Genomic DNA, 21,839 nt, shown 5'->3' with positions numbered 1-21,839 from the left:
TCATGAAGGGTATCTCGGAATTTCGTGAGAAACAACAACTATTCTTCACCATATAAAAGCTGTGCAGTCTATAAACTGGTGCCCGGGGCGGGGCTCGAACCCGCACGGCGACAAGCGCCAAGGGATTTTAAGTCCTTCTAAATAGCCTTCACACCCTATCACTTAGCATAACGAAACCCATTGACTACAAAGCCTATTTCGGATATCCTGCCTTCACTAAGCATCACGCAAAATCACCCCGTTTCAGACAAAAAAGCGGGGCAAAAGCGGGGCAAAATTTGGGAGGCTGCAATGTCGAAATACATCAAAACAAAACACCGGGGCATCAGGTATCGGGAACACCCTACGCGGAAGTACGGGGCAAGGCCGGACCGTTACTATTTCGTCCGGCTCAAACTGGACGGCAAGGACGTTGAAGAAGCTCTTGGATGGGAATCCGAATGGAAACTTAAGCGGGATCGAGATATCAGCCTGGAGGAACACGCTGTTTCTCGTCTCATAGAACTGAAACGCAATCGCCGGGAAGGAACCGGGCCGACTACCCTACGAGAACAGAGGGCCGAAGCCAAGGCGAAGCGCAAAGCCGAACAAGCCGCGCTCAAGGCCAAGGCTCAGGCGGAGAAGACCCTTTCCGAATACTGGACGGAAACTTACTTCCCCACTGCTCAAAGGTCGAAGAAGGAATCTTCCTGGAGCAAGGAAAAGCAGCACTTCACCCGGTGGATTGCTCCCCTGCTTGGCAAGATGCCGCTCAAGTCCATCGGACTCAAGCAATGGGATGAACTGGTAAAAGTGCTCTCGACGGCGGGGTTGTCACAAAGAACGAAGGAATACATTACCGGCACCCTTCGCCGGATCCTCAAGCACGCTTACGACCGGCGCATGGTGTCCGACCCCCCGCCAACCGGAAAGCGGATCGGTGTTGCCGGACCCGGGAACAACCGGCGGCTTCGTGTTGTCTCACACAAGGAGGAAGCGGCAATCTTGGCGGAATTGGCCCGCCGGGACGTCCACGCATGGAGAATCACCCGATTTGCCTTCCTGACCGGCTGTAGGGCATCGGAAGCGTTCAATTTGACCTGGGGGAGCATCGACCATGCACGCGGCTGCATCGTCTTTGCGGACACCAAGAACCGCGATTCCCGCACCATCCCGATAACCGAACCCTTGACGGAACTCCTCGACACCATGACCGCCGGACCCGCCAATGCGCCCGTGTTCGTCAAGGAAGACGGCTCCGTGTACCAACAGGCACCTTATCCTTTCCAGTCCGTTGTGGATGACCTGGGATTGAATGAGGGCCGGGGAAAGCGTGACCGACTTGTCTTCCATTCCATCCGGCACAGCGTGGCAACCCGACTTGCTCAACGCTTGGGACCGCGCGACCTGATGGACGTTATGGGCTGGCGAACCGTGCAGATGGCGATGCGATACGTTCACGGCAACGAAGCGGCGAAGGCCAAAGCACTCGCCATGCTTGGGACAGCACCGGAGGAAGGGAAGGTGTTGCCGTTCCAGGCACCGGGGAACGCATGATCGGCTTCCGGGGGATAGGGCGGGGCTAGCTACCTCGCCCGACAAGCCGGGAATCCCTACCCGGTTTCCCTGGACCTCATGGGGAGCGCAAAGGGAGGCGCACATGCCGAAAAAAACCGAATCACTGCCTGAACTCGTGGCGCGACTGAAGACCGAAAAAATCCTTGCAGTGCTTGCTTTGATCGACGCGGAACGGGCGGGGTTGCTCTCTCTTCCCGATGAACTAAAGGACGGGGACCGCGCGCTTACCTATGACCTGGGGCTTTTTGTTTTGGCCTTGTTCGATGAAAAGCGGGGGGCGAAGTGGCAAGAATTGCAGGTTTTGCGTCAGCACGTGATTCCACAAGCGCTAGATGAAATCGAGGCGCTCTATTCCGCAATCAAGGAAATCGGACTCAAAGATTACGTGGTCGCCGGTGAGGACAAAACTTCCTATCGTTGGCGCGACGCTGTTTTGAAACGCTATGACGCCAACAAGACGGGCTTCCGGGCAATCGAGCGTGGAGACCTTCAAGACCTGGACCTTTACGATTTTCGCATGAGCAAGGAACATGAGGACTTCAAATATAAGCTTTTGCAAAAAATTCTCTTGCGAATCGGATTTAGGAAGTTCGGAATCGAACTGCTGAAGTCTGCCGGAAAGCCAAAACCGACATAAAATTTTCGTGTCGGGACAAACCTGAACGCACTCTTGATAATGGCCACAGGTTGGAACTTTGACCTGTGGCTTTTTTTATGGACGAAAGGAACCACCAATGGCGGAAAAAGACCTCAAAGAAACCTTGCTGGACGCGCTCCCTCCCGTCTTCACACGACGGACGGCGGCAAAACTCACCGGCGGACTACTGGCCGCTGGAACGCTTGCAAATTTGGATTGTCGCGGTCGAGGGCCGTCCGGGACAGTGCGGCTCGGTCGCAAAATCGCCTACCGGCGCGAAGAGTTCGTTGACTGGCTGGTCGGCAGACTGGACCGGCGATGAACGCCAAAACCCTCCTCAAAAGCGGGCTCATGTTTTTGTACTGCCGCAACCTTATCACCACGTCGGTGGTGCGGGCGCTGTTCCGGCTCTGCCGCCTCGAATCGGCATAGGAGGGGTCGGCCATGAGAAAATACCTATTTCACCCTGCCCTCTGCCCACGGTGCTCTGAGCTGTGGTTTGACTGTCAATGCGGGGAGCGTGAGCGACGACAGGCTCTTGCCAAGGCGAACCGCCCGCAGCGGCCCGCAGCGAAGCCCCCACAAAGACGCGGAAGGAGCGCACGATGAACCCCGAACGATTCGGACTTTCCGTGCTCACGGCTCAAAAGCCCTCGGTATTGTCAAAAGGCTTCTCCCTGGCCAAAGACGGCACCTTGCAAAAGCACCCCGGCGGACAGTTGGCGCAAGGAACGTGCGAAACGCAAGACCTCGTCGTGTCCGATTTTTGCGCGCTGCTGGAGGCACTCCAACCCAATCAGGCGCTCACTTTCGGCGTTTGCGGGCATGACCGCGCAACCGTCGCGGCTCAAGGGGCGCTTGGGAAAGTTCGCGGCAAACTTCCCGTTATCGCAAGGGATCGGGCGCACTTCACATGGCCGACCGGACCGGGCATGCTCATGCTGGACTTCGACCCCGCGCCGGATACCGAACCCCTGACGCGTGAAACGCTTTTGGGCACGCTTTACGAAGTGTGGCCTGAACTGCGAGAAGCCCCGCACGTTTGGCGGGAGAGCGCTTCAAGCTGCATTTACCGGGCGGACACCGACGAGCAGGTGCGCGGCGTCATGGGTCAGCGTGTCTATGTGCCCGTTCTCGACGCTCACGACATACCGCGAACCGGAGCGGCATTGTACGCGCGGTTGTGGCTGGCTGGACATGGCCGTTTCGATCTGTCGGGAAGCGGTGTGCTCCTCGACCGTTCGATCATCGACGCTTCCGTTTGGCAACCGGAAAGGCTGGACTTCGCAGGCGGGGCGCAATGCGGGCCGGGACTCGAACAGCGACGCGGAGCCCCGAAGCTGTTCAACGGCGCGAACGACTTCCTGGACTCCCGGACCATGGCCGACCTGGACCCGAACGAGCAGGAGCAGGTTGACAAGCTCAGGAGGGCGGCGCGGGAAGCTCGACAACCGGACAGCGCGGCGAAACGAACGCAATGGGTAGAAACGCGGCTCAAGGCCGTACCGTCCGCCAAGAAGAAGGATATGCGCGACGTCCTCGAACGTGCCGTTACTCAAAACCGGCTTCTTGGCGATTTCGTGCTCTTCTCTGAAAACTTCGGGCAAGTCACCGTGGCGGAAATCCTCGACAACCCGGACAAATTCCACAACACGCGCTTTGCCGACCCGCTGGAACCGGAATACGGGAACGACCGGCGCATAGCCCGCGCAAACCTCAAGGCGGCGGGCAAACCCTACCTGTGGAGTCATGCGCACGGCGGACAGCGCTTCACCCTTCGCCGGGCCGTGCAAACCGTCACCCTCGAAGGCGGCGAACTCCAAAACATTTCGCGCAAGCTGCTTGAACTCATGCGACTCGACGGCGTGGTGTTCGCGCGGGAAGACGAGCTCGTGCGATTGACCGACGGCGCGGCTCACCCGGTTTCACACGAGTGGTTGCAGTGGCATCTCACCGGTATTGCGCGGTTTGTGCAATTCGACAGTCGAAGCAAGAAGGAAAAAATCGTTGATTGCCCGTTGAGCCTGGCGCGTTCGATTTGCGCGCTTTCGGGGCAATGGGGCCTCCCCGCGCTCGAAGCCGTGTTGACTGCGCCGAGCATGACAGCATCCGGGCGCGTGATTCAAGAAGAAGGCTTTGACCGCGAAACCGGCCTATATCTGCACTTCACGGCAAATGATCGGTGGCGAACAATACCGGAACACCCCGACGAGCAAACAGCCAAGGCGGCGCTAGAGCGATTGTGGAAACCATTTGAGGCGTTCCCGTTCGTCTCCCCTGTGGACCGTGGCGGCTTCCTGGCGGCCCTGCTGACAGCGATTGTCAGGCCGCTGCTTCCAACCGCACCGGGTTTCCTGATTTCCGCACCTGTGGCGGGCTCAGGGAAAACACTACTGGCGCTCTGCGTGGCTGCTCTGTGCGGCGCAACCCCCGGCGTGTCGTCGGCAGGGCGCGACGAGGACGAACTTGGAAAAACCCTGCTCACCGAACTCCGGCGCTTTTCCCGCTGCGTCGTGTTCGATAACTTGGCTCGACCGCTCGAATCGGAGAGCTTGTGCGCCTACCTGAGCACGCCACACTATTCCGGTCGCTTGCTTGGAACAAACTCGAACATTTCCGGGCGACCTGTGGCCGTGGTGCTCCTCACCGGGAACAACCCGACGGTTATCGGCGACCTTAACAGGCGCTTGATTCGCATATCCGTAGACCCCGGATGCGAGAAACCACACGACCGGCGCTTTGACCTCGAACCGCTCACCTACGTTCAAGAACACCGGCTCGAACTCGTTCGCGCGGGGCTGCTGATGCTCAAGGCGGCACAACAAAGCGGCTTTCGGCATGGCGGCGGGCGATTGGCGTCGTTCGAAATATGGTCTGATTTCATCCGAAACGCTGTGGTTTGGATCGGCAAAAAACAGTGGCTCGACGTGGGGGATCCGGCGGCTTCAATCGACCTCAGTTTTGCCGTGGACCCCGAAACGAACCGCTTAAAAACGCTGCAAAATGAATGGAAACGTGTTTTTGAAAAACGCGGCGGAACGGTTGCTGAAGCCATTCGGCGGGCTACTGACAAAAACGCGCCTGACGAAGATCTTTTCGACGTTTTGAACGAAATTGCGGGAGAACGCGGCACAATACCTCCCCGGCGCTTGGGAAACTGGCTTTCGCGGCATGAGGGCCGAATCGTTGATGGGAGCCGTTTTGCAAGGTGCGGAACGAATCAACGGCGGGTTGTATGGTTTGTCCAATCGGTGAGTTATGGTGAGTTTGGAGAGTTTTCCCAACCCAACGCGTGGAAAACCAAAGGTGACAATTTTACGGAAGGGGGGGAAACAACGCACCAAACTCAACTAACTCACACTTGCGGCGCTTGCTTCCGCTACGTTCCGAACGCCATGGACGCGCAAACCAAACCGGGAGTCTGCGAAACCCCGTTCGATGGAATATTCACGAAGCTGCCTGAGGACGGAACAGAATGCCAACACTTCGAGCAGGTGACGCACTGACGCGCCTTCTGAAAGTGGCTACTTACAGTAAAATCAATAAGTTAACCCCTGTTTTGGGTTGACTACACTTTTGACTACGTTTTTTTCGAGAGGAAACGAACCCATGATCACCTTCGATAAAGAAGAGCGCACCATCGAAGTGAGAAACCACACCGGGCGGCATGTCTATGAAATCGACCTGGAGAGATGCACCACACCAGCGCAACTCCTCGACTGGATTTTCCAGCTACACGGCAAAACGTGGATGACGCCGGAGATGATGGACGAATTCTTGAGCATCATCGAGGATGTTTGTAGGGAAGTTTTGGGGAAAAGCGTGCAAGGCTGCTTCTGCCCTTTCGGACAATCAAGAACTGTTGATTGGGAAAAGAACCCATGCGCCTAATCATCGACACCCGTGAACAAACGCCCTACGGCTTCGAGGGCTACGACGTGCAAACCGAGCGGGGCACCTTGCCGACCGGCGATTACTCCCTTGCGGGATTCGAGGATCGGGTTGCAATCGAGCGAAAATCGCTGGACGATCTGATCGGATGCTTGAGCCATGATCGTGAACGATTTGAGAAGGAGCTATGCCGGGCAAAGGCGCTCGACTTCTTCAGTGTGGTCATCGAAGCCCCGCTTTCGAACATCCTGGCCAGTCGGTTTCGTTCGCGGATGACAGTCAACGCTGCGGTGGAAACTATCGCGGCGTTCTCAACAAGGTATCGCACGCCGTTCCTGTTCTGCGGCAATCGAGCGGGCGGGGAGCGCATGACGTACAGCTTGTTGGCGAAGTACGGCCACAACATCTTGCGCGCCGCTCGGCTCTTCGAGAAAGGAAATCGCCATGACAACTTATCGTTTGCTGAATGAACGAGGCTCACCTGTGGGTCGGATGATCCTGGATGACTGCGGGAACGGCTACGCGGTTCTTGACTGCCTTCCGAAGCCCCTGACCGTGGTGGAGTTGGCACCTGGAGAACCTTGGCGTTTCGAAAAAATGTCAGGTTGCCCCCCTGGGGGGAGGGGTCCGACACCCCCCGGCATTAGTACTCCTCGTGGGTTCGCACAAACTCAAAACTTTGAAATCCCAAAATTTACCAACCGCAACGGAAAGGAGGTTGTCCGATGACTCCCCTTCAGGCGATTCGCCACCATTGTTTGTGGTGCTGTCTCGAAAGCTCACGTGAGGTTGGACTCTGCCCGGCGGAGACATGCCCCGTTCATGCCTACCGTGCTGGACACATGCCGAGGATAAGGAAACCCTCACCCTTGCGGGCGATTCGGGCGCGATGCCTTGACTGTGTTCAGAGCAACCCCGAAGTTCGGGCATGCGAGACGACGACCTGCAGTTTGCATCCGTTCCGCATGGGGAAGAACCCGAACTACAGCGCGGAGACAAGAGAGCGGTTGCGACACAGAGCTAGAAACCACTTCCTTGCTGAGAAAGTCCACGTGGCGGGGCAATTTGGCAATTAAAATTTTGAGGTAATGCAATCCATCGTCCAGCGAAATGCAACGCATTTAAAAAGGGAGCATCACAATGACAGACATCATCGAACAACCCAAGCGCGGGGGGGCAAGACCTGGAGCCGGGCGCAAACGCAAACTTCCCGGAGAAAAAGAAGTCGACGCGCTGATTCAGGCTTTCAGGCGGGAAGGCGAACTTGCGGGCACAAGTGCGGCAAAAGAATTGGCGCGCTTGGCCTTCCGATCCGAAAACGAGCGTGTCCGGTTGAAGGCGCTCACACTCTACTACAGTGTGGTCTCGGTAAAGAGGGTGGACATTTCCATGCCGACCGAACACAACAAGCCCATAATCTACCTCCCCGAAGTCATGCCGAAGCCCGCTGAAGCAATCGAGCGGGAGCGGCAGGCGCTGGAGAGGTTCTAATGGTGCACCAGACCAGAAAGGAAGAAAAACATGATTGTCGAAATACCGGACAAGAACATGGAACTGGAATTCCCGGACGATATGCCCGAAGAGCAGATCACGCAGGTTATCAGGACTCAGGTATATGGAGAATCGGCTCAACCGGCCATGGCTCCACAACCCGAACAGCCCAAATCGTTCCTGGAGCGCGGCTTCGGTGTGGGCGACGAGCAGAACGCGGCATGGAACGCTGTTTCATCCCCGTTTCCAGGCGCGGATATCAATGCCGTTCTGCCAGATGACCCGCGCATGAAGGGTGCGGTTGTCGGTGGAATCCTTGGCTCCCCGCTCGGGCCTCTGGGAAACATTGCGGGCTCCGGGGCTGGTGCGATGGTGGGCGACCTTCTTTCGCAGATGAACAACACGGCACGCGGGAACGCTCCACCGGATATGGAACCCTTGCCACTCATGGGCATCCCGGACCGTCTTGACCCGACCATTGCGGCGCGTACTGCGGGCGCACTCGGGGAAGGCGCTGCGGCGGGGGCTTTGGGCGAAGGTGTGGCCGGTCTCGCTAAATTCACGGCTCCCGTGGTCGGCAATGTGCTTGAAGAAACGGCGCGGATGTACGGGTTGCCACAAATGATGGTGAAGTCCCGCCCATGGCTACAGAGCATCGTGGAGGCCACACCGGGCGGCAAGTGGATGGTGGATCGGTACAAACGCCAATTCAATGATTGGGCACTCGCAGAACGGGAAGCGTTCGTAAAGGAAATTGCCCCGGTTCTTGAAACAAATCTTGCCGTGGGGGAAAAATGGGGTGAGGAACTCTCAAAACTCGCTCAGAAGCCAAAACAGGCATACAGGGCGTTCGAGGAAGGCGCTCCCGGAGTCCAAATCGGTCTACCTGAATCCAGGAACCTTGCCGCTCAACTCTATGAAACCGGCTCTCCGGCTGACAGGCAATGGTTTGATGTGCTGTTGAACCGGGGCAGTCTCACCACGGAAGAAATCTCTAAGATGCTTGGCGGGAAGAAAGCCGGGGCTCTAAGCCCGGAAGTGAAAATCGCCATGCGGGACAGCATAAACTCTGACCTCCTGGCGTTCGACAATGCAAGGGGATCGGCACTAGCGGCACTCCGTCAGGAAGCCGATGACGCATACAAAAATGTCATGCAGAACTGGTCGAACAATCCCCTCTTTGTGAAGCTCATGCGCCAGTACGACCCGCAGATGAAGATCCCCGGGGTTGGAAAATCCATGGCACTTCCAGCCCCGGAACGAATCATCCGAACCGCGTTCACATCCGGGGACATCGAAGGGCTTCAGGCAATCAAGGCGGCGATGCCCGAAGATGTGTTCAACATGGGCCTTGCGCGATTCCTGGAGAACAGCCTTGACGCCGCAATGGATCGAACTGGCAAAATTCTATATCCGGCCAAGTGGGCAAAACAATGGGAAACCCTTGGACCGAAGATCGAGGCGTTTAATCCGGGGCTCCACAAGCGCATGGGCACATGGACGAAGATGATAACCAAAGGTGAAGGAATGCTCCCCACTGCCGAAGCAAAACATGGAGGTCTCATCGAAGGGGCAAGAAAGTTGGGCGCACTTGCGACTCCGGGGTCTTTCTTTGCCGGGCCTATGGCCGTAGGTGGGGCTGCGGTCTACAACGGATTTCCCATGATGGCGGCCTACAAGTGGTTAGGGCCGGAAGGGAAAACCCTGCTGCGACGGTATGCCGAATCCGCCACGCAACGTCAGAAAACCACGGCGGCTGGAATGGCAACAATGAATCAATTCAGAGAGGAGTGAACCTGAGCCCACTTTGTTGTTGAACAGCCTCCCGGATGTGATATTCTGAGCATGTCAAAAAATCCCGGAGGCCGCCGTTATGGCCGTTTGTGCTCATGCTCGACAATCAAACGCGCGGAAGAGTGCCCATGTGGTGACGCATGGGCGGGCAGGAATGCCTTGACAGCTCTTCCGCGATTTTTATTTGGAGGGTGAGTCATGGAAAAGACATTGCAAGTCGGTGGAATGAGCCCCCCTGTGCCCGAAATACTCAAGGGTGAGAACCTCAGCATAGTCCACACGATCAACGTAGACGAGTACGGGACTCAGGAAAAATGGCTCGTCTACGTCGTCGGGCGGTACACCTATGGGGATGGGACTACTCTTCGTGAGGCGCTGGATACAGCAGCCCACAATCTCATCCAACCCGTGCCTCAATACGCCTAGAATCGATTTTCCCTGCCTGGACGACCGAACACACGTCCGGGCGGGGGATCGTTGATTCTAGGGGTATCCTCGCAAGCCGACAAACTCCGGGATGCCGCGATTGACCACGCGCTCCGCCCGGCGGCTCGTCATCTCACTCGTGAACCCGGCACGCTTGGCCGTCCACCGAAGTTCGATCATGCCCCTGTGAATGGGGACCGTCATTTCAAAAAGCGGGGCAAAAGCGGGGCAAATCAGAATTCTGTACCGTCTCCAAAAACAGCAATCCCTGTAAACTGGTGCCCGGGGCGGGGCTCGAACCCGCACGGCGACAAGCGCCAAGGGATTTTAAGTCCCTTGTGTCTACCAATTCCACCACCCAGGCGACTGTGCTGTTGAAATTTCTATCACACTCAAAAAAAACCTGACAAGGGAAAAGGGGACGGCCAGGAGCCCGCACCCGGCGCGCGAAGGCGAATCTGCAGCCAAGGATGCAATCCCGGCGTTATCCCATCCGCCTCACCTGCAGAGGGGTGTTGGGGTTTTACCACCGATCCCGTCGGGCCCGGTACTCCTCTCCTGCCAAGCCTTACCCGCCGTTCCGCCTGTCGGTCGTGCCCCCATGTCCTGCCTATCGGCCTCGTCTCCCCCCTATCCCCCACTGGTCCTGCCCATCCCCTCCAGCCTGCCCGCCCCATCCCGCCTATCCATCTTTCCCGCTCCAGCGGTCTTCTTCCTCCTCGTCTTCCCCGTAGCGCCTGCGCCGGATCGCCAGCCGGATTCCGCCTGCCACCGCAAGCAAAGCCATGATGAAGAAGAGCACCTCGTAGAAATACCGGCCGAGCCAGGCCAGCCAGATGTCGCCGCCCCTGAGGCCGGACCGCCAGTCCTCCTCCAGTGCGGCAAGCGGCACCGACAGCGCGGCGCTGAACGCACGATCCGGGTCGTCGCCGGCGGCAAGGCGGTTCAGGACCGCCAGCAGGCCCTCCCGGCCGAACCGGCCCGAGATGTACTCCACAAAGCTCCGGCTGGTCTCATAGGCCACCATCAGGGACCGCTGGTCGTCGGGGAAGTCGCGGGCAATGCGGGCCAATGGAACCGGGTTGCTCGCTACGTCGGCCGCCGTCGCCCCGGTTCCCCCGGCGATCAGCAGCTCGCCCAGGCTCCCGCTCACCCACTGGCAAACCCCTTCGTCCAGCCATTTCGGGAGTCGCTCCTCGCCGATGCGATCGTGCAGCAGCAGGTGACAGAGCTCATGCTTGAACGTTTCATACAGCAGGTAGGTCCCCGTCCTCACCGAGGGAAGGTTGATCGCCACGAGGCGGGCCTTCGGCACGGCGAACGCGGAGAAATGCCGGCTGCCGCTCATGCGCTCGAATGTCTCCCGGTCCGCGATCAGCAACACGTCGGGCCTCGACCGAAACTCCCAGCCGAAGATCTCTTCGAGGTCGCCCTTCGCCCGGGGGTACATTTGAACGATCTGCGCGGCGAGATTCGCCAGGACCGGGTCCCCGTAGACCGAGATACCGTCGGAGCGGGCCAGTTCCGGCACCTCCGCCGTGCTCCCGCACGGGACCGGCAGGAGTGAAAGCAGCAGCAGGAGTACCGGCAGATGCCGTTTTGCGAGCCTCACAACCTGCACGCATAGCCCTTTCCAGGCTCCTAGGAGTATCATGCGGATTCACCTTGAAGGCCGAGTTCTTGATGCCTCGGGGGCGGCTGCAAAACGTCTCGTTGAAAACGTCCGCGTCAACACGCAACCAAAGAGGGTCTTCCATGAAATGCGGTTCCCAGGGTCTTCCGGTAGACAGGTTTCCCCCCAGAGGACATGCTCTCCAAGACCGCATGGACAGGCTTCAGACGGCAAGAACTCGACACGTAGCCCAAGGCGTCCCCGCAGGCGCCGGCCGTCACTCGGGAAGGGATTTCAAAGCGTCGGCGATTTCGGCGCCGAATTCGCCGAGCGCCTCGTTCTGCGCGGCTACCAGGCTCTCATGGCCCGGCGATGCCACCGGCCGTGCAATACCGGTCTTTTTCGTCGTCACCGTGGTGTTCGCGGCCACGTCGACAATGGTCCACTGCGCGTCGAGCCGCGCCTCCCGCCCGGCGATCCCGTCGAACCGGGTCACTTCCACCATGACCTGGTACCTGACGCGGGCGGACCCGGGCCAGGGGAAAGCAACCACTCCATTGGCGGGCAGGAGCGCCGCGAGGTTCTCGGTGAGGACCCGGGCGAAGTTGTCCTTGAGCGGCTCCGCCCAGCGGTGGTATTCGGCGAGTTGAATTTCGTTGAGCCCGGTGCGCGTAACGATCTGGGGACGATCGAGATATTCGGGGAATTTGACCGGCCCGATCCCGAACACCGCTCCGTCCGCTCCCGGCGACACCGCCCCGCTCATGCCGGGCGGAACCCGGGATTGCAGGAGATAGAACCGGGACTGAGGCGTGTGCGCACAGCCCGCCAGGAGGAAAACGAAAAGACCGAAAACAGCCAGTGTCCGCCGATAGGCGCCGCAACCCCTCATCTCATTTTCCTCCCTGTTTTTCCTTGCCTTTCAGCAATGCCTCGGGGTGACGTTCCAGGGTGTCGGCCATGACCCGCAGCGACCGTGCCGCCGCGCTCAGCTCCTTGAGCGCCTGGATCAGCTCGTAGCGCACCGCCGACCGTTCCCCGGTAAAATCCTCCACCGCGGCCAGGGTCTTGTCCGCCTGTGCAATCGCCCCTCGGGTCGCCCGGACCGCTTCGTCCAGGTTCGTCAACAGCGGCTCCACCTTCCTGTCCACGCTGGTCAGGACCTTGCGCGCATCGGTGGTGGTGCCCTGGATGCCGGCGGAGATGGGTTTGACCTGGTCGTCGACGTTGCGAATCAGCTTGCGGGCGTCGTCCACCGCTCCGTTCAGGTTGACGGCCAGCGGCTTGATCTCGCTGTCGATGCTGTGCAACAGCGCCCTCACGTCGTTCACGGCCTGGTGCGAGGAGCTCAAAATTCCCTTCAGGTCCGGCGAGTTGATGAACCGCTCGATCCCCTCGATGGCGGACGTGAGCTTGCCGGCGATCTCTTCCAATGGGAGCTTCTCGAAGGTCTTGGACAGCGCCTCGAGGTTCGATGGGATGGTGGGGATCTCGGGATACCCGATGCCCTCGGCCACGAAGCGCGCCGGCCTGTCCGGGTAGAAGTCCAGGTCTATGTAAAGCTGCCCGGTGACGAAACTCTGCATCTTCAGTTGAGCCCGCAATCCCCGCTCGACGAACACCGTGAGTATCTTTTTCGTCCCTTTCTTGATTTCCTTGGGGACCTTCCTTCCATCCCCGTGCACCTGGGCGATCCTGTCCGGCTCGATCTCCACGATCACGGGAATTTTCACGGAGAGGTCTTTCCGGTCGAGTTGGACCTTGATCTCCCGGACGGTCCCCACTCTGACGCCTTTGAAATCGACGGTGCCCCCGATGTTCAACCCCTTCACCGACCCCTCGAAGAACAGGATGCATTTCTGGGTGTCCTTGAACAATCTCCCGGAACCGAAAACGAGGATCCCGGCGACGATCAGGGCCACTGCCCCGATCACGAAGGCGCCGATGACTTTGGGATTCGCCTGCCTGCTCATGACCTGTGTGTCTCTCCATTGAGTCTGCCGTTCCCGCCGTGCGATCCTCCGCGGGTGAGAAAGCTGCGCACCTTGGGGTCCGCGGTGTCCGCCAGCAGTATGTGAGGATCCCCCGCGGCGATCATGGTCCGGGTCTCCGCATCGAGAAAAACCGAATTGTTGCCGATGGCGAATATACTCGCCAGTTCATGGGTCACCACGATGATGGTGGCGCCGAGACTGTCCCGCAGCTCGAGGATCAGGTCATCGAGCCTTTTCGCGCTGATCGGATCGAGCCCGGCCGAAGGCTCGTCGAAAAACAGGATATCCGGATCGAGAGCCATGGCCCGGGCCAGGCCGGCCCGTTTCTTCATTCCGCCGCTGATTTCCGACGGGTAGAAATCCTCGAACCCCGCAAGCCCCACCAGGGCGAGCTTGAGCGACACAATTTCCGCGATTCTGTCGGGGGGCAGTTCGGTGTACTGCTCGAGGGGGAGGGCGATGTTTTCCGCAAGGGTCATGGAGCTCCACAGCGCGCCGCTCTGGTAGAGGATGCCCAGGCGCCGCATGATGTCTTCGCGCGTCTCGGGTTCCGCCTCCCAGAAACTCACTCCGTCGTAGAACACCTGTCCCCGGGCCGGCGCTTTCAGTCCGACCATGTGGCGCAGCAACGTGCTCTTCCCGCAGCCGCTGCCCCCCATGATGATGAAAATGTCGCCGCGCCGCACGGTGAAATTGAGGTCGCGCTGCAGCACGAAGCTGCCGTATGCCATGGTGAGATCGCGGACCTCGATGTGCGCTTGCGCCGCCATTGCCCCCCTTCCGTGTCGCTCCATGTCATTAGATGCCCAGCCGGTCGTAAATGACCGTCAGGATCGCGTCCGACACGACGATGGCCACGATTCCCGTGACCACCGCCGACGTGGTGGCCAGCCCCACCGCCGCCGAGCTCCTCCCGCACTGCATTCCCCTGAGGCAACCCGAGAGGGCGATGAGCACTCCGAATACCGCGCCCTTGATCAGACCCGCCCCGAAATCCATCAACCCAACGGCCTGGACCGTTTCATGATAGTACTCGAGTGGGGAAAGCCCCAGCATGCCCACTCCCACGATTCCGCCGCCCAGAATACCCATGAGATCCGCGTAAAGGCACAGGAACGGCATCATCAGGACGAGGGCCAGCATGCGCGGCAGGACCAAGAATTCCATGGGCGAGACACCAAGTGTTTGCAGGGCGTCGATTTCTTCGTTCACCTGCATGGTGCCGAGTTGAGCCGCAAAGGCGGCACCGGTCCGCCCGGCCATGATGACCGCGGTCATCATGGCGCCCATCTCGCGGGCCATGCCCAGCCCCACCAGGTCGGCCACATAGATTTGCGCGCCGAACATCCTCAGCTGCACGGCTCCCACGAATGCCAGGATCAACCCCACAAGGACGCTGATCAGCGACACGATCGGCAGGGCATCGGCGCCGCAATCCTGGATGAGGGTCATCAAGTCGACGCGGCGCAAACGCGCCCGCCCTCTCACCAGCTGGAAGAAAGCAATCGCGGCCTCACCGAGAAACTCCATCATCTGGCCGACGGCCGCGGCGAGGCTTATGGCCTGCGTCCCCACCCGGGTGAGGAAAGGCTGCTTCGCCTCCTGCCGCCGCGCATCCGTCGCTTCGGGCACGGCCGATGCCAGCGAAAGCAGCCGGCCCACTCCTTCCGGCAGACCCGTTCGGTCCGCTTCCAGGCCCCGTCGGACGCCGGTGTCGATGACCTTGATCAGAAAGGTGAGCAAAGAGCTGTCCCATTCGCCCAGCTCACCGGTGTCGAATGCCAGGATGCGGATGCGCGGATCCGATTCGAACTCCCTGATGATCGCATCGACGGGTATCGGCTCGTCGGCGATTCTCCAGTTGCCCCTCAACCCGACCAGGAGAACGTCTTCGCGGGGCCGGTCAAGGACCAGCCTGGTTTGCCCGGACTCCGGTTTTTCTGGAATGTCCATGGATATCCGTTTCTAAGGGAGTGCTGAACCATCCTCTCCGAACGTCATCGCGGCGGAAAACGCCGGGCCGGAGCACCTCGAATGCTCGCGCGGGAATCCGGCGCGGGCGGCGATGAGCGCGCCCCGAAACCTGCCCGCTCCCCCGCGGGTTCCGGCTCGTGACGGCTTGCGCCACCCACGCCGAAGGGTTCCCCCAGTTTTCTTCAAAAGGCTGCAATTTCGGACACGTGCGCGGCTATGGATCACTCCTCTTCCAGGGCCGCGATTTTCTCGTCGATATATCGGGCGATCAAGGATTCGTATTCCTTTCCCACGAACTGGCGGTACGAAAACAGCTCATATTTCTCACGATTCCAATAGTCGGTCAGGCTTTCCCCGGTGTTCAGGGCATTGATCTCCTTATACACGGTATCCAGGTACTTCTCACGCAGTCGGGTGCGGTGGAATTCGAAGATCTCGTCGAGCAGGAGATGCTGCTCATCCGAGAAATTCACTTCCGCCTGCCGGTGGAGCATTTCGTTACGGATCTCGCCACATTCCCGGAACGTGGACGCGCCCCCCAGTTTCTCCTCGAACTGGTTGAGGATCCGGTCGTTGATCTTTTGTTCCTGCTCTTCGAAAACCTTCCGCAGCTCCTCCTGGAAATATTCGGTATCGAACGGCAGCCGCTCCTTCAACACCTCGCTCAAACGCTGGTAGTGCCGGGCCAGTTCCTCATGATCCCACAGGTTGCGCAACGAATCCACCAGCATGTCGAACCGGATCGTGTCGCGATAGTCGACCCGCACGGCGGGCTCCAAATCGCTTGCTTCGAAGAGCAACTCCCCGTAGTCGTTTTCCGCCCCGTGGGCCGGTTGCCCTTTTTCCAGGCACCTCACGGGCATGGGCATGCCTCGCAGAATCCGGAGCAGGGCGTCATGCCTGCGCTCGACGTGTCGGCTGAGGGGTCGGAAGCTGACCAACCCGTCCTTTGTCTCGGTTCCGAAATGGCGATGGAAGGCCTGGAACGCAAGAATCAGGAGCTTGAGGCTGTCTTCCACCTCGAGGAATCCGGCCAGGGGATGGAAGTCGTAGACCCTCATCCTCGCCCCCAGGTGATCCATGCAGGCGAGCAAATAATACCGGACCTCGGGTTCGAGGGAAGAAACGGCATCCAGGAGCGTAAGGCCGATGCGGAGCTGCGTCTCGAAGGTGGCCAGGCCCACGCTCTTGAGCTTCTTCTTGTGGTAGATGAAGTTGACGGGCATTTTCAGAAGAAACATCTGCAGGTCCTGGTAATCCACCCAGGCGGCCCCGACGAGTTTCAACAAGCGCTCCAGGGCCGCGATCTGCCGCCCGTGGCGAAGGGGTTCGTCCGTGTCGCCGCCGTCCGCCGGGCCGAGGTGCCGCAGGTGTTCCGGAAGCTCGAGAGGCGTCTGCTGGGTGTTGAAGCGGGAATCCTCGGGAACCGCCGCTCCTTTCTCGCGGAAGAAGTCCTTGATCGCCGCCTGCCAGCTGATCTTGGACTTGATGATCTGCAGGCCCAGGGCGCGAAGGTTGAGGAACCCGTCCAGCAGGTCCGAAACCATGAGGCCTTCCTGCACCGCCGCGGCGCCGATGATGGAATGCAGAACGAAGACGTCGAAGACCCGCGCATCCTGGCGGCTGATGATGCGCTCCAGGGACGTGATCGGTTCCTCGCCGCGGATGACGTGCCCCATAACGCCGTGATGCCTGACGAGGAGCACCGTCATTTGCTCCACCTGCGGATCGAGCCGGTACTCCTTGAGAATGTCCGTCCGCTCCAGGACCAGGGCGCCCTGCGCGGCGTGCGTCCAAAGAGGTCCGCCCGGAACGCTTGCATACTGGTCGAGTTTTCCGATTTCCTGGAAGAGCAGCGCCATGGTGAGCGCCTGGTAGACGGCGGGTTTTTCCCGGATGCGGTCGATGTAGAATTCGAGGGTTTCCATCTGAGCGTGGGTCGCGCCGATCCCCTCCTCGGCCAGAGGGCCGAATTCCTGTTTGGCCAACTGGTAAAAGGTGTTCCGATCCTGGTACGTGTTCCGATCCTTGATCGCCAGAGCCTGGAACTTCTCGAGGCAACGCATGACGTAAGCGCCCAGAGACCGGGCCGTACGGGTCGGCCATGACTCCACCAGGTTTCCCAGAGCCTGGAATTCGGGCAGGACGAAGCGCAGGATTTCCGGGCAGTGCTGGGCCAGAACGCTGATCGAATCGAAGATCTCCTCCGGGATGAAGATCTGGCTTTGCATGATCCTCTTCAACCGATCCTCGACGGCGACGATCTCCCGGTTCCTTCCCTCGAGGCCCCCGGGCCGCTCATTCACTTCGCACTGCAGGTAGCACCCCTCGCGCTCCAGGTACTGGTGGAAACTCTCCAGCTCCGAAAACCGACGTTCCATTTCTCTCAGATTGCGCAGGGAAACCCCTCGCAGTTTTCGGGATTCGAAATGCGCGAGCAGAGTCTCCAGTTGCTGAATGTTTTCATCCACGTCCACGAAACTGACGTCGACGACCCGCGTGTCCCGGTGGCTCATGATCCGGATGCCGCTGTCAAAAACGAACGCCGGCCGCCCCTCCGCAAGGGCCCCCTTGATTTCGTCGAAAAACCTCGGCTGCAGCCGCTCGATGGGAATGCGCAGCAGGGACTCCCGGATCTTGCGGACCCGGGGCTCGTGCCGGTCCCTCGGAACGCCGGCCAGCATCGGGTTGAAGTTGACCACGCGCCGCTCCGAAGAGTTGACCGCAATCCAGAGCAGGATGAACCCGGCTCGCGTCCCCAGCGTCCTGAAGAGGTGCCCGGTTCCGTGAAATTCCGTTTCGAGGAACTGCCGGAAGAAATACGACTGCCCGAGAATACCGTCCCCCATGAATTCCTGCTTGAACTGTTCCGCGATGCGGGCGAGCTGAAAGGTCTCTTCCATCTTGAACAGTTGATCGGGTTCGTAGTCGCAGATGACTTCCTTCTGAAAAGTTCCCTTGCGCAGGCAATCCTGCCAGTCATCGAGAAAGTCGAAGAGGTTGAATATCTTCATCATTTCCCGGACGGCCTGGTTCTGAACCCCCCCCAGGGCGCTGATGCGCAAATCGTGCAGCCTGTCCCAGTCCAGGCTGCGGTCGGTGGCGACGTTGATGGCGTCGTCATAGAGGCGGTAGAGCTCCTTGGCCTGCTCGCCCGTGAAGGCATCCCCCAGGGCCGCGATGATTTCGGCCATGCTCATCAGGCGGCAGATCCGCAGGAGTTCCAGGCTCTCCTGGTGATTTCCGGCCCGTGCGCGGTCCGTTATGGGTTTCAGAGTTCTCGCGGGATGCTTTCCAAACACGATGCGGCCCATGGAAGTGTATCCCACGACGATCAGCAGCAGTTCTCTCAGTTGCGCGGGTGAGAATCCGTGCAGGGAAAGCTTTGGAATGTTTTCGAGAATCGGCGTCGAGAAGCCTTCGATGCCGTCCGGATTGAGGATGTTGCGGATTCTTTCGAGCCTGGAGACCTGCGAGAGCAGTTTCACCACGGGTGCAAAACGTTCGTTCTGGCCGCGAAAGGGATTGCACAGCCGCGTGCGCTCCAGTTCCGACAGCCGCAGAAACTTGTGATCGCGAATCTGCGCGACGATGTTGAGCACGTCCAGGACATATCGAAAGGTCTTGCGGTATTCGGCGACCAGGGGCAGGCTGCAACCCATCATGCCCGATGCCTTGATTTCTTCTTCCAGCGCGGCGAGCGTGACCGCCGGACGCTTGGGCTTGCCGACGAACACGAAGAGACTCTCGGGCATCTCCGTGTCGATTTCCAGCCGTTCCTGCCAATACCGATGATGACTGCCGGGCGATTTGCGCTGCAGGTATTGCACGGAGAAATAGGGCTCAAAAATCCATTTCCAGTGTTTCTCCGGAGACTTCATGTAGGTCTGGGGCAAGTGGAGATTCAGGTTCGGCAGCCGGTTGATCTCGGCCACGCTCAGTTCCTCGGGCTTGCGGTGATCGAGCAGCTTCTTGAGGTGCGGTTCGAAAAAGGCGAACCGGTTGAGGTAATAATGCAGGTCCGAGACATGAACCGTCATTTCAGTTTCCGCAGATTCCGCCTCGTACCTCGCTCGCGTCTTGAACGTGTGCGCGAAGAGGAGAAACAACTTCAGCTCCTCCTCGGACTTGAACCGCACCTTGCAGTCCCGGTCCTCTTCCGGCGAAGAAGAATGCGCAAGGACGTGGATTTTCCCGTTCTTTTCGAGCAGGTCGAATATTTTTCCCGCAAGGTACATGGCATAATCGCACAGGCGTCTCCGGGTCATGGATTTCTTGGATGCCTTGGGAAACGGCTGCTCGAGCAGGTATTCGAACGGATCCTTGGGGAGGAGGATGATATCGAGCGGCAGGCGCCACGAGCGCAGCCGTTCGAGGGAATCGAAGAGAAATATCCGGTGGCTGGACAGCCGGGCCGTCAGTTCATGGACGATCAGGTCGTGACGCGAGGTGAGAATGCCGATATCCAGGCGATCCGTGCGCGTCTCAAAAATGTGCTGGATGATCAGTTCCTCGATTTCATCCGCCTTGGTCTTGATCTCCTGCAGGGAGTGAGCCACCAGGTTGATGGGAATGAGGAAGTACCGCTTGCCCGTGGCGCTGAACCGAATGAGGAGCCCCAGTTTCCGGTAGATGGCATTGAGACGCCCGGCGTTGTCGCCGAGCACCTGGATGTCCTGCAAATCCAGGCTTTCCAGAAACTCCGTATCCTCATCGTTCAGAACGCTCTGCTCGATGAGCCCCAATCCGTAAGCGTTGCCCCCGAAGCGGCTCGGCAGGAAGCTGGGATGATCCTCCGAAGCGAAGGTCCCCATGGGCACGTCCCGAACATCGATTCCGTGCTTGAAATAATCCTCCGAGTTGATCAGTCGGAAGAACGTGTCTTGACGATCAAAGTGTCCGGACTGCCAGGAAAACCTCTTGTCGGTCATGGCCCTTCCCGTCGAAGGTGCTCGCGCTCTCGCGGACGCAGGTTCGGCCCCCCCGTTCGACACATATTCTTATTCCGCACGGCACCTTACCCATAACACTTTCGCATTCTTTGAGCAACACGGCAAACACGACACACGGCAAACACGCACGGCCGGCATGCGGTCGCCGTGCCCGGAGCCATCTCCTGCGGGAACCGAAGGGTTTTTGGGATCGGACGCTATTTACACGCCCGCAAACCACGTTAATATTTATGTTGTCGATCACGGCGGCGGGCGGCGAAGGAACGAACGCACGACGAGGGACCTCGGAAGCCGCGGAGAAAACCCTTGCAGTGCGAACGACAACTGGTACCATTGCCGGCAAGCTTTTTCGGGCGGGCTGACGAAAGAGTCGGGCGAATCGCCTTCCGTCGTTCCCGTGAACGACCGTGAAGCCGGATTCCGCGGCGATGGGCATTTGCGCGGGAAACGGGAATCCTTGGTCAATTTCCGGAAGCCGGCTTGGACTGGCGTGACGACTGTTTTTTCACGGGAACGACCTTGAGGCCGGGGGCCAGGGCAAAGCCGGAAGGCCGTCATCCCCGGACGGACTCAAAGATTGCGAAATCATGAAATTCTCGGCCAACAAATCGGCAAGATTCCTGCTTCTTGCGGCGGTTTTCTTTTTCGATTTCTTGAATGCGTTTGTCCTCGCATCCGCGTATACCCGCGGTGAGCTCAATACGATGGACGTCTACGAGAGGGTTTCGCCTTCCGTCGTGAACATCACGACTCAAACCTGCGATCCGGAATCCTATTTCTGCGTCGTGCCGCCGTCAACGGGTTCGGGATCGGGGATCATCATCGGGGCGGACGGCACGATCGTCACGAGTTATCACCTGATTTCCCGGGCCCGCGACATCGAGGTGACCCTGGCCGATGGACGCCGCCTTCCGGGAAAGGTGATCGGCTCGGCCCCCGACGACGACCTGGCCGTCCTGCGCATCGAACCGGGAGCGCAACCCTTGACGGAAATCGTATGGGGGGATTCCCGATCCCTGAAAGTCGGTGAAAAGGCGCTGGCCATCGGGAATCCCTTCGGATTGGGACAGACGCTGACCGTTGGCGTGGTGAGCATGGTCGATCGCAGCATCAAAACGGACGCCGCGGTGCTCAGGAACGTGATTCAGGTCAGCGCCTCCATCAATCCCGGCAACAGCGGCGGGGCGCTGGTGAACTCCTCCGGCGAGCTGATCGGCATGAACACGGCCATCCTGAGCCCGACCGGCGGCAGCGTGGGAATAGGGTTCGCCGTTCCCGTGCACCGCATCCGGGAAATGACACCCGGCATGCTTTACAATTACGAAAAATGGCTGAGCTGGGCGGCGCTCGCCGTCCTGCTTTTCCTGGTCGCGCGCAGATTGGCGAATGCCTAGAAGAGGAACTCCGTGCATTCCGTCGGGAAGAATCCGCGCGGCGGCGGCCTATCCCGCGTGCCTTTGTGAACATGCCGTCGGCCCGGGAGATTCGCATGCTTCATGGTGAGCCGTCGG

Annotated in this window: 16 protein-coding genes and 1 tRNA gene; 10 read left to right on the top strand and 7 right to left on the bottom strand. The window is 59.4% G+C overall.

What is annotated here, in order from left to right:
- Positions 1-291: 291 nt before the first annotated feature.
- The 9 genes from SFUM_RS12560 to SFUM_RS12520 all read left to right on the top strand — a co-directional run bounded on the left by SFUM_RS12560 (position 292) and on the right by SFUM_RS12520 (position 9,796).
- Entirely contained in the window at positions 292-1,536 is a 1,245-nt protein-coding gene (locus tag SFUM_RS12560; protein ID WP_011699275.1) for a site-specific integrase, read from the top strand.
- A 103-nt stretch (positions 1,537-1,639) separates the two neighbouring features.
- Positions 1,640-2,194 (top strand): hypothetical protein, encoded by a 555-nt coding sequence (locus tag SFUM_RS12555; RefSeq protein WP_011699274.1) that lies wholly within the window; start codon positions 1,640-1,642, stop codon positions 2,192-2,194.
- Between the two features lie 97 nt (positions 2,195-2,291).
- On the top strand, positions 2,292-2,516 hold the full coding sequence (locus tag SFUM_RS12550) for a hypothetical protein (RefSeq protein ID WP_041440462.1): 225 nt from the start codon (positions 2,292-2,294) through the stop codon (positions 2,514-2,516).
- A 310-nt stretch (positions 2,517-2,826) separates the two neighbouring features.
- Positions 2,827-5,700 (top strand): hypothetical protein, encoded by a 2,874-nt coding sequence (locus tag SFUM_RS12545; RefSeq protein WP_150109508.1) that lies wholly within the window; start codon positions 2,827-2,829, stop codon positions 5,698-5,700.
- A 103-nt stretch (positions 5,701-5,803) separates the two neighbouring features.
- The gene (locus tag SFUM_RS12540; RefSeq protein ID WP_041440460.1) at positions 5,804-6,085 is read left to right on the top strand and encodes a hypothetical protein; all 282 of its coding nucleotides are present in this window, start codon (positions 5,804-5,806) and stop codon (positions 6,083-6,085) included.
- Positions 6,076-6,555, top strand: a complete 480-nt coding sequence (locus SFUM_RS12535; protein ID WP_011699270.1) for an ERCC4 domain-containing protein — start codon at positions 6,076-6,078, stop codon at positions 6,553-6,555. The genes SFUM_RS12540 and SFUM_RS12535 overlap by 10 nt, the downstream gene beginning before the upstream one ends.
- A 670-nt stretch (positions 6,556-7,225) precedes the next feature.
- Positions 7,226-7,576 carry a hypothetical protein gene (locus SFUM_RS12530; protein WP_011699269.1) on the top strand — a complete coding sequence of 117 codons (351 nt, stop codon included), beginning with the start codon at positions 7,226-7,228 and terminating at the stop codon, positions 7,574-7,576.
- A 30-nt stretch (positions 7,577-7,606) separates the two neighbouring features.
- Positions 7,607-9,370, top strand: a complete 1,764-nt coding sequence (locus SFUM_RS12525) for a hypothetical protein (RefSeq protein WP_011699268.1) — start codon at positions 7,607-7,609, stop codon at positions 9,368-9,370.
- A gap of 198 nt (positions 9,371-9,568) precedes the next feature.
- Entirely contained in the window at positions 9,569-9,796 is a 228-nt protein-coding gene (locus tag SFUM_RS12520) for a hypothetical protein (RefSeq protein ID WP_041440457.1), read from the top strand.
- Positions 9,797-10,072: 276 nt separating this feature from the next.
- Here the strand turns inward: SFUM_RS12520 and SFUM_RS12515 are convergent.
- From SFUM_RS12515 to SFUM_RS12485, 7 genes are all read right to left on the bottom strand, one after another.
- Positions 10,073-10,160: transfer RNA gene (locus tag SFUM_RS12515), tRNA-Leu, on the bottom strand.
- 318 nt (positions 10,161-10,478) lie between these two features.
- On the bottom strand, positions 10,479-11,450 hold the full coding sequence (locus SFUM_RS12510; protein WP_011699267.1) for a peptidase MA family metallohydrolase: 972 nt from the start codon (positions 11,448-11,450) through the stop codon (positions 10,479-10,481).
- 235 nt (positions 11,451-11,685) lie between these two features.
- Positions 11,686-12,300: a PqiC family protein gene (locus SFUM_RS12505; RefSeq protein ID WP_011699266.1), complete on the bottom strand. Its 615-nt coding sequence runs from the start codon at positions 12,298-12,300 to the stop codon at positions 11,686-11,688.
- Between the two features lies 1 nt (position 12,301).
- Positions 12,302-13,381 carry an MlaD family protein gene (locus tag SFUM_RS12500; RefSeq protein WP_011699265.1) on the bottom strand — a complete coding sequence of 360 codons (1,080 nt, stop codon included), beginning with the start codon at positions 13,379-13,381 and terminating at the stop codon, positions 12,302-12,304.
- Positions 13,378-14,172 (bottom strand): ABC transporter ATP-binding protein, encoded by a 795-nt coding sequence (locus SFUM_RS12495; protein ID WP_011699264.1) that lies wholly within the window; start codon positions 14,170-14,172, stop codon positions 13,378-13,380. Before SFUM_RS12495 ends, SFUM_RS12500 begins: the two co-directional genes overlap by 4 nt.
- A gap of 28 nt (positions 14,173-14,200) precedes the next feature.
- Entirely contained in the window at positions 14,201-15,355 is a 1,155-nt protein-coding gene (locus SFUM_RS12490; protein WP_011699263.1) for an MlaE family ABC transporter permease, read from the bottom strand.
- A gap of 242 nt (positions 15,356-15,597) precedes the next feature.
- Positions 15,598-20,307 (bottom strand): hypothetical protein, encoded by a 4,710-nt coding sequence (locus SFUM_RS12485; protein WP_011699262.1) that lies wholly within the window; start codon positions 20,305-20,307, stop codon positions 15,598-15,600.
- Between the two features lie 608 nt (positions 20,308-20,915).
- Between SFUM_RS12485 and SFUM_RS12475 the strand changes: the two genes are divergently transcribed.
- Positions 20,916-21,722: a S1C family serine protease gene (locus tag SFUM_RS12475; protein ID WP_011699261.1), complete on the top strand. Its 807-nt coding sequence runs from the start codon at positions 20,916-20,918 to the stop codon at positions 21,720-21,722.
- Positions 21,723-21,839 lie beyond the last annotated feature (117 nt).

Origin of the sequence: Syntrophobacter fumaroxidans MPOB (assembly GCF_000014965.1) — a bacterium.
In the GTDB taxonomy this organism is placed as follows: Bacteria; Desulfobacterota; Syntrophobacteria; order Syntrophobacterales; family Syntrophobacteraceae; genus Syntrophobacter; species Syntrophobacter fumaroxidans.
The sequence above is the reverse complement of the archived record's forward strand: the minus strand, read 5'-3'. Positions and strand labels throughout refer to the sequence as shown.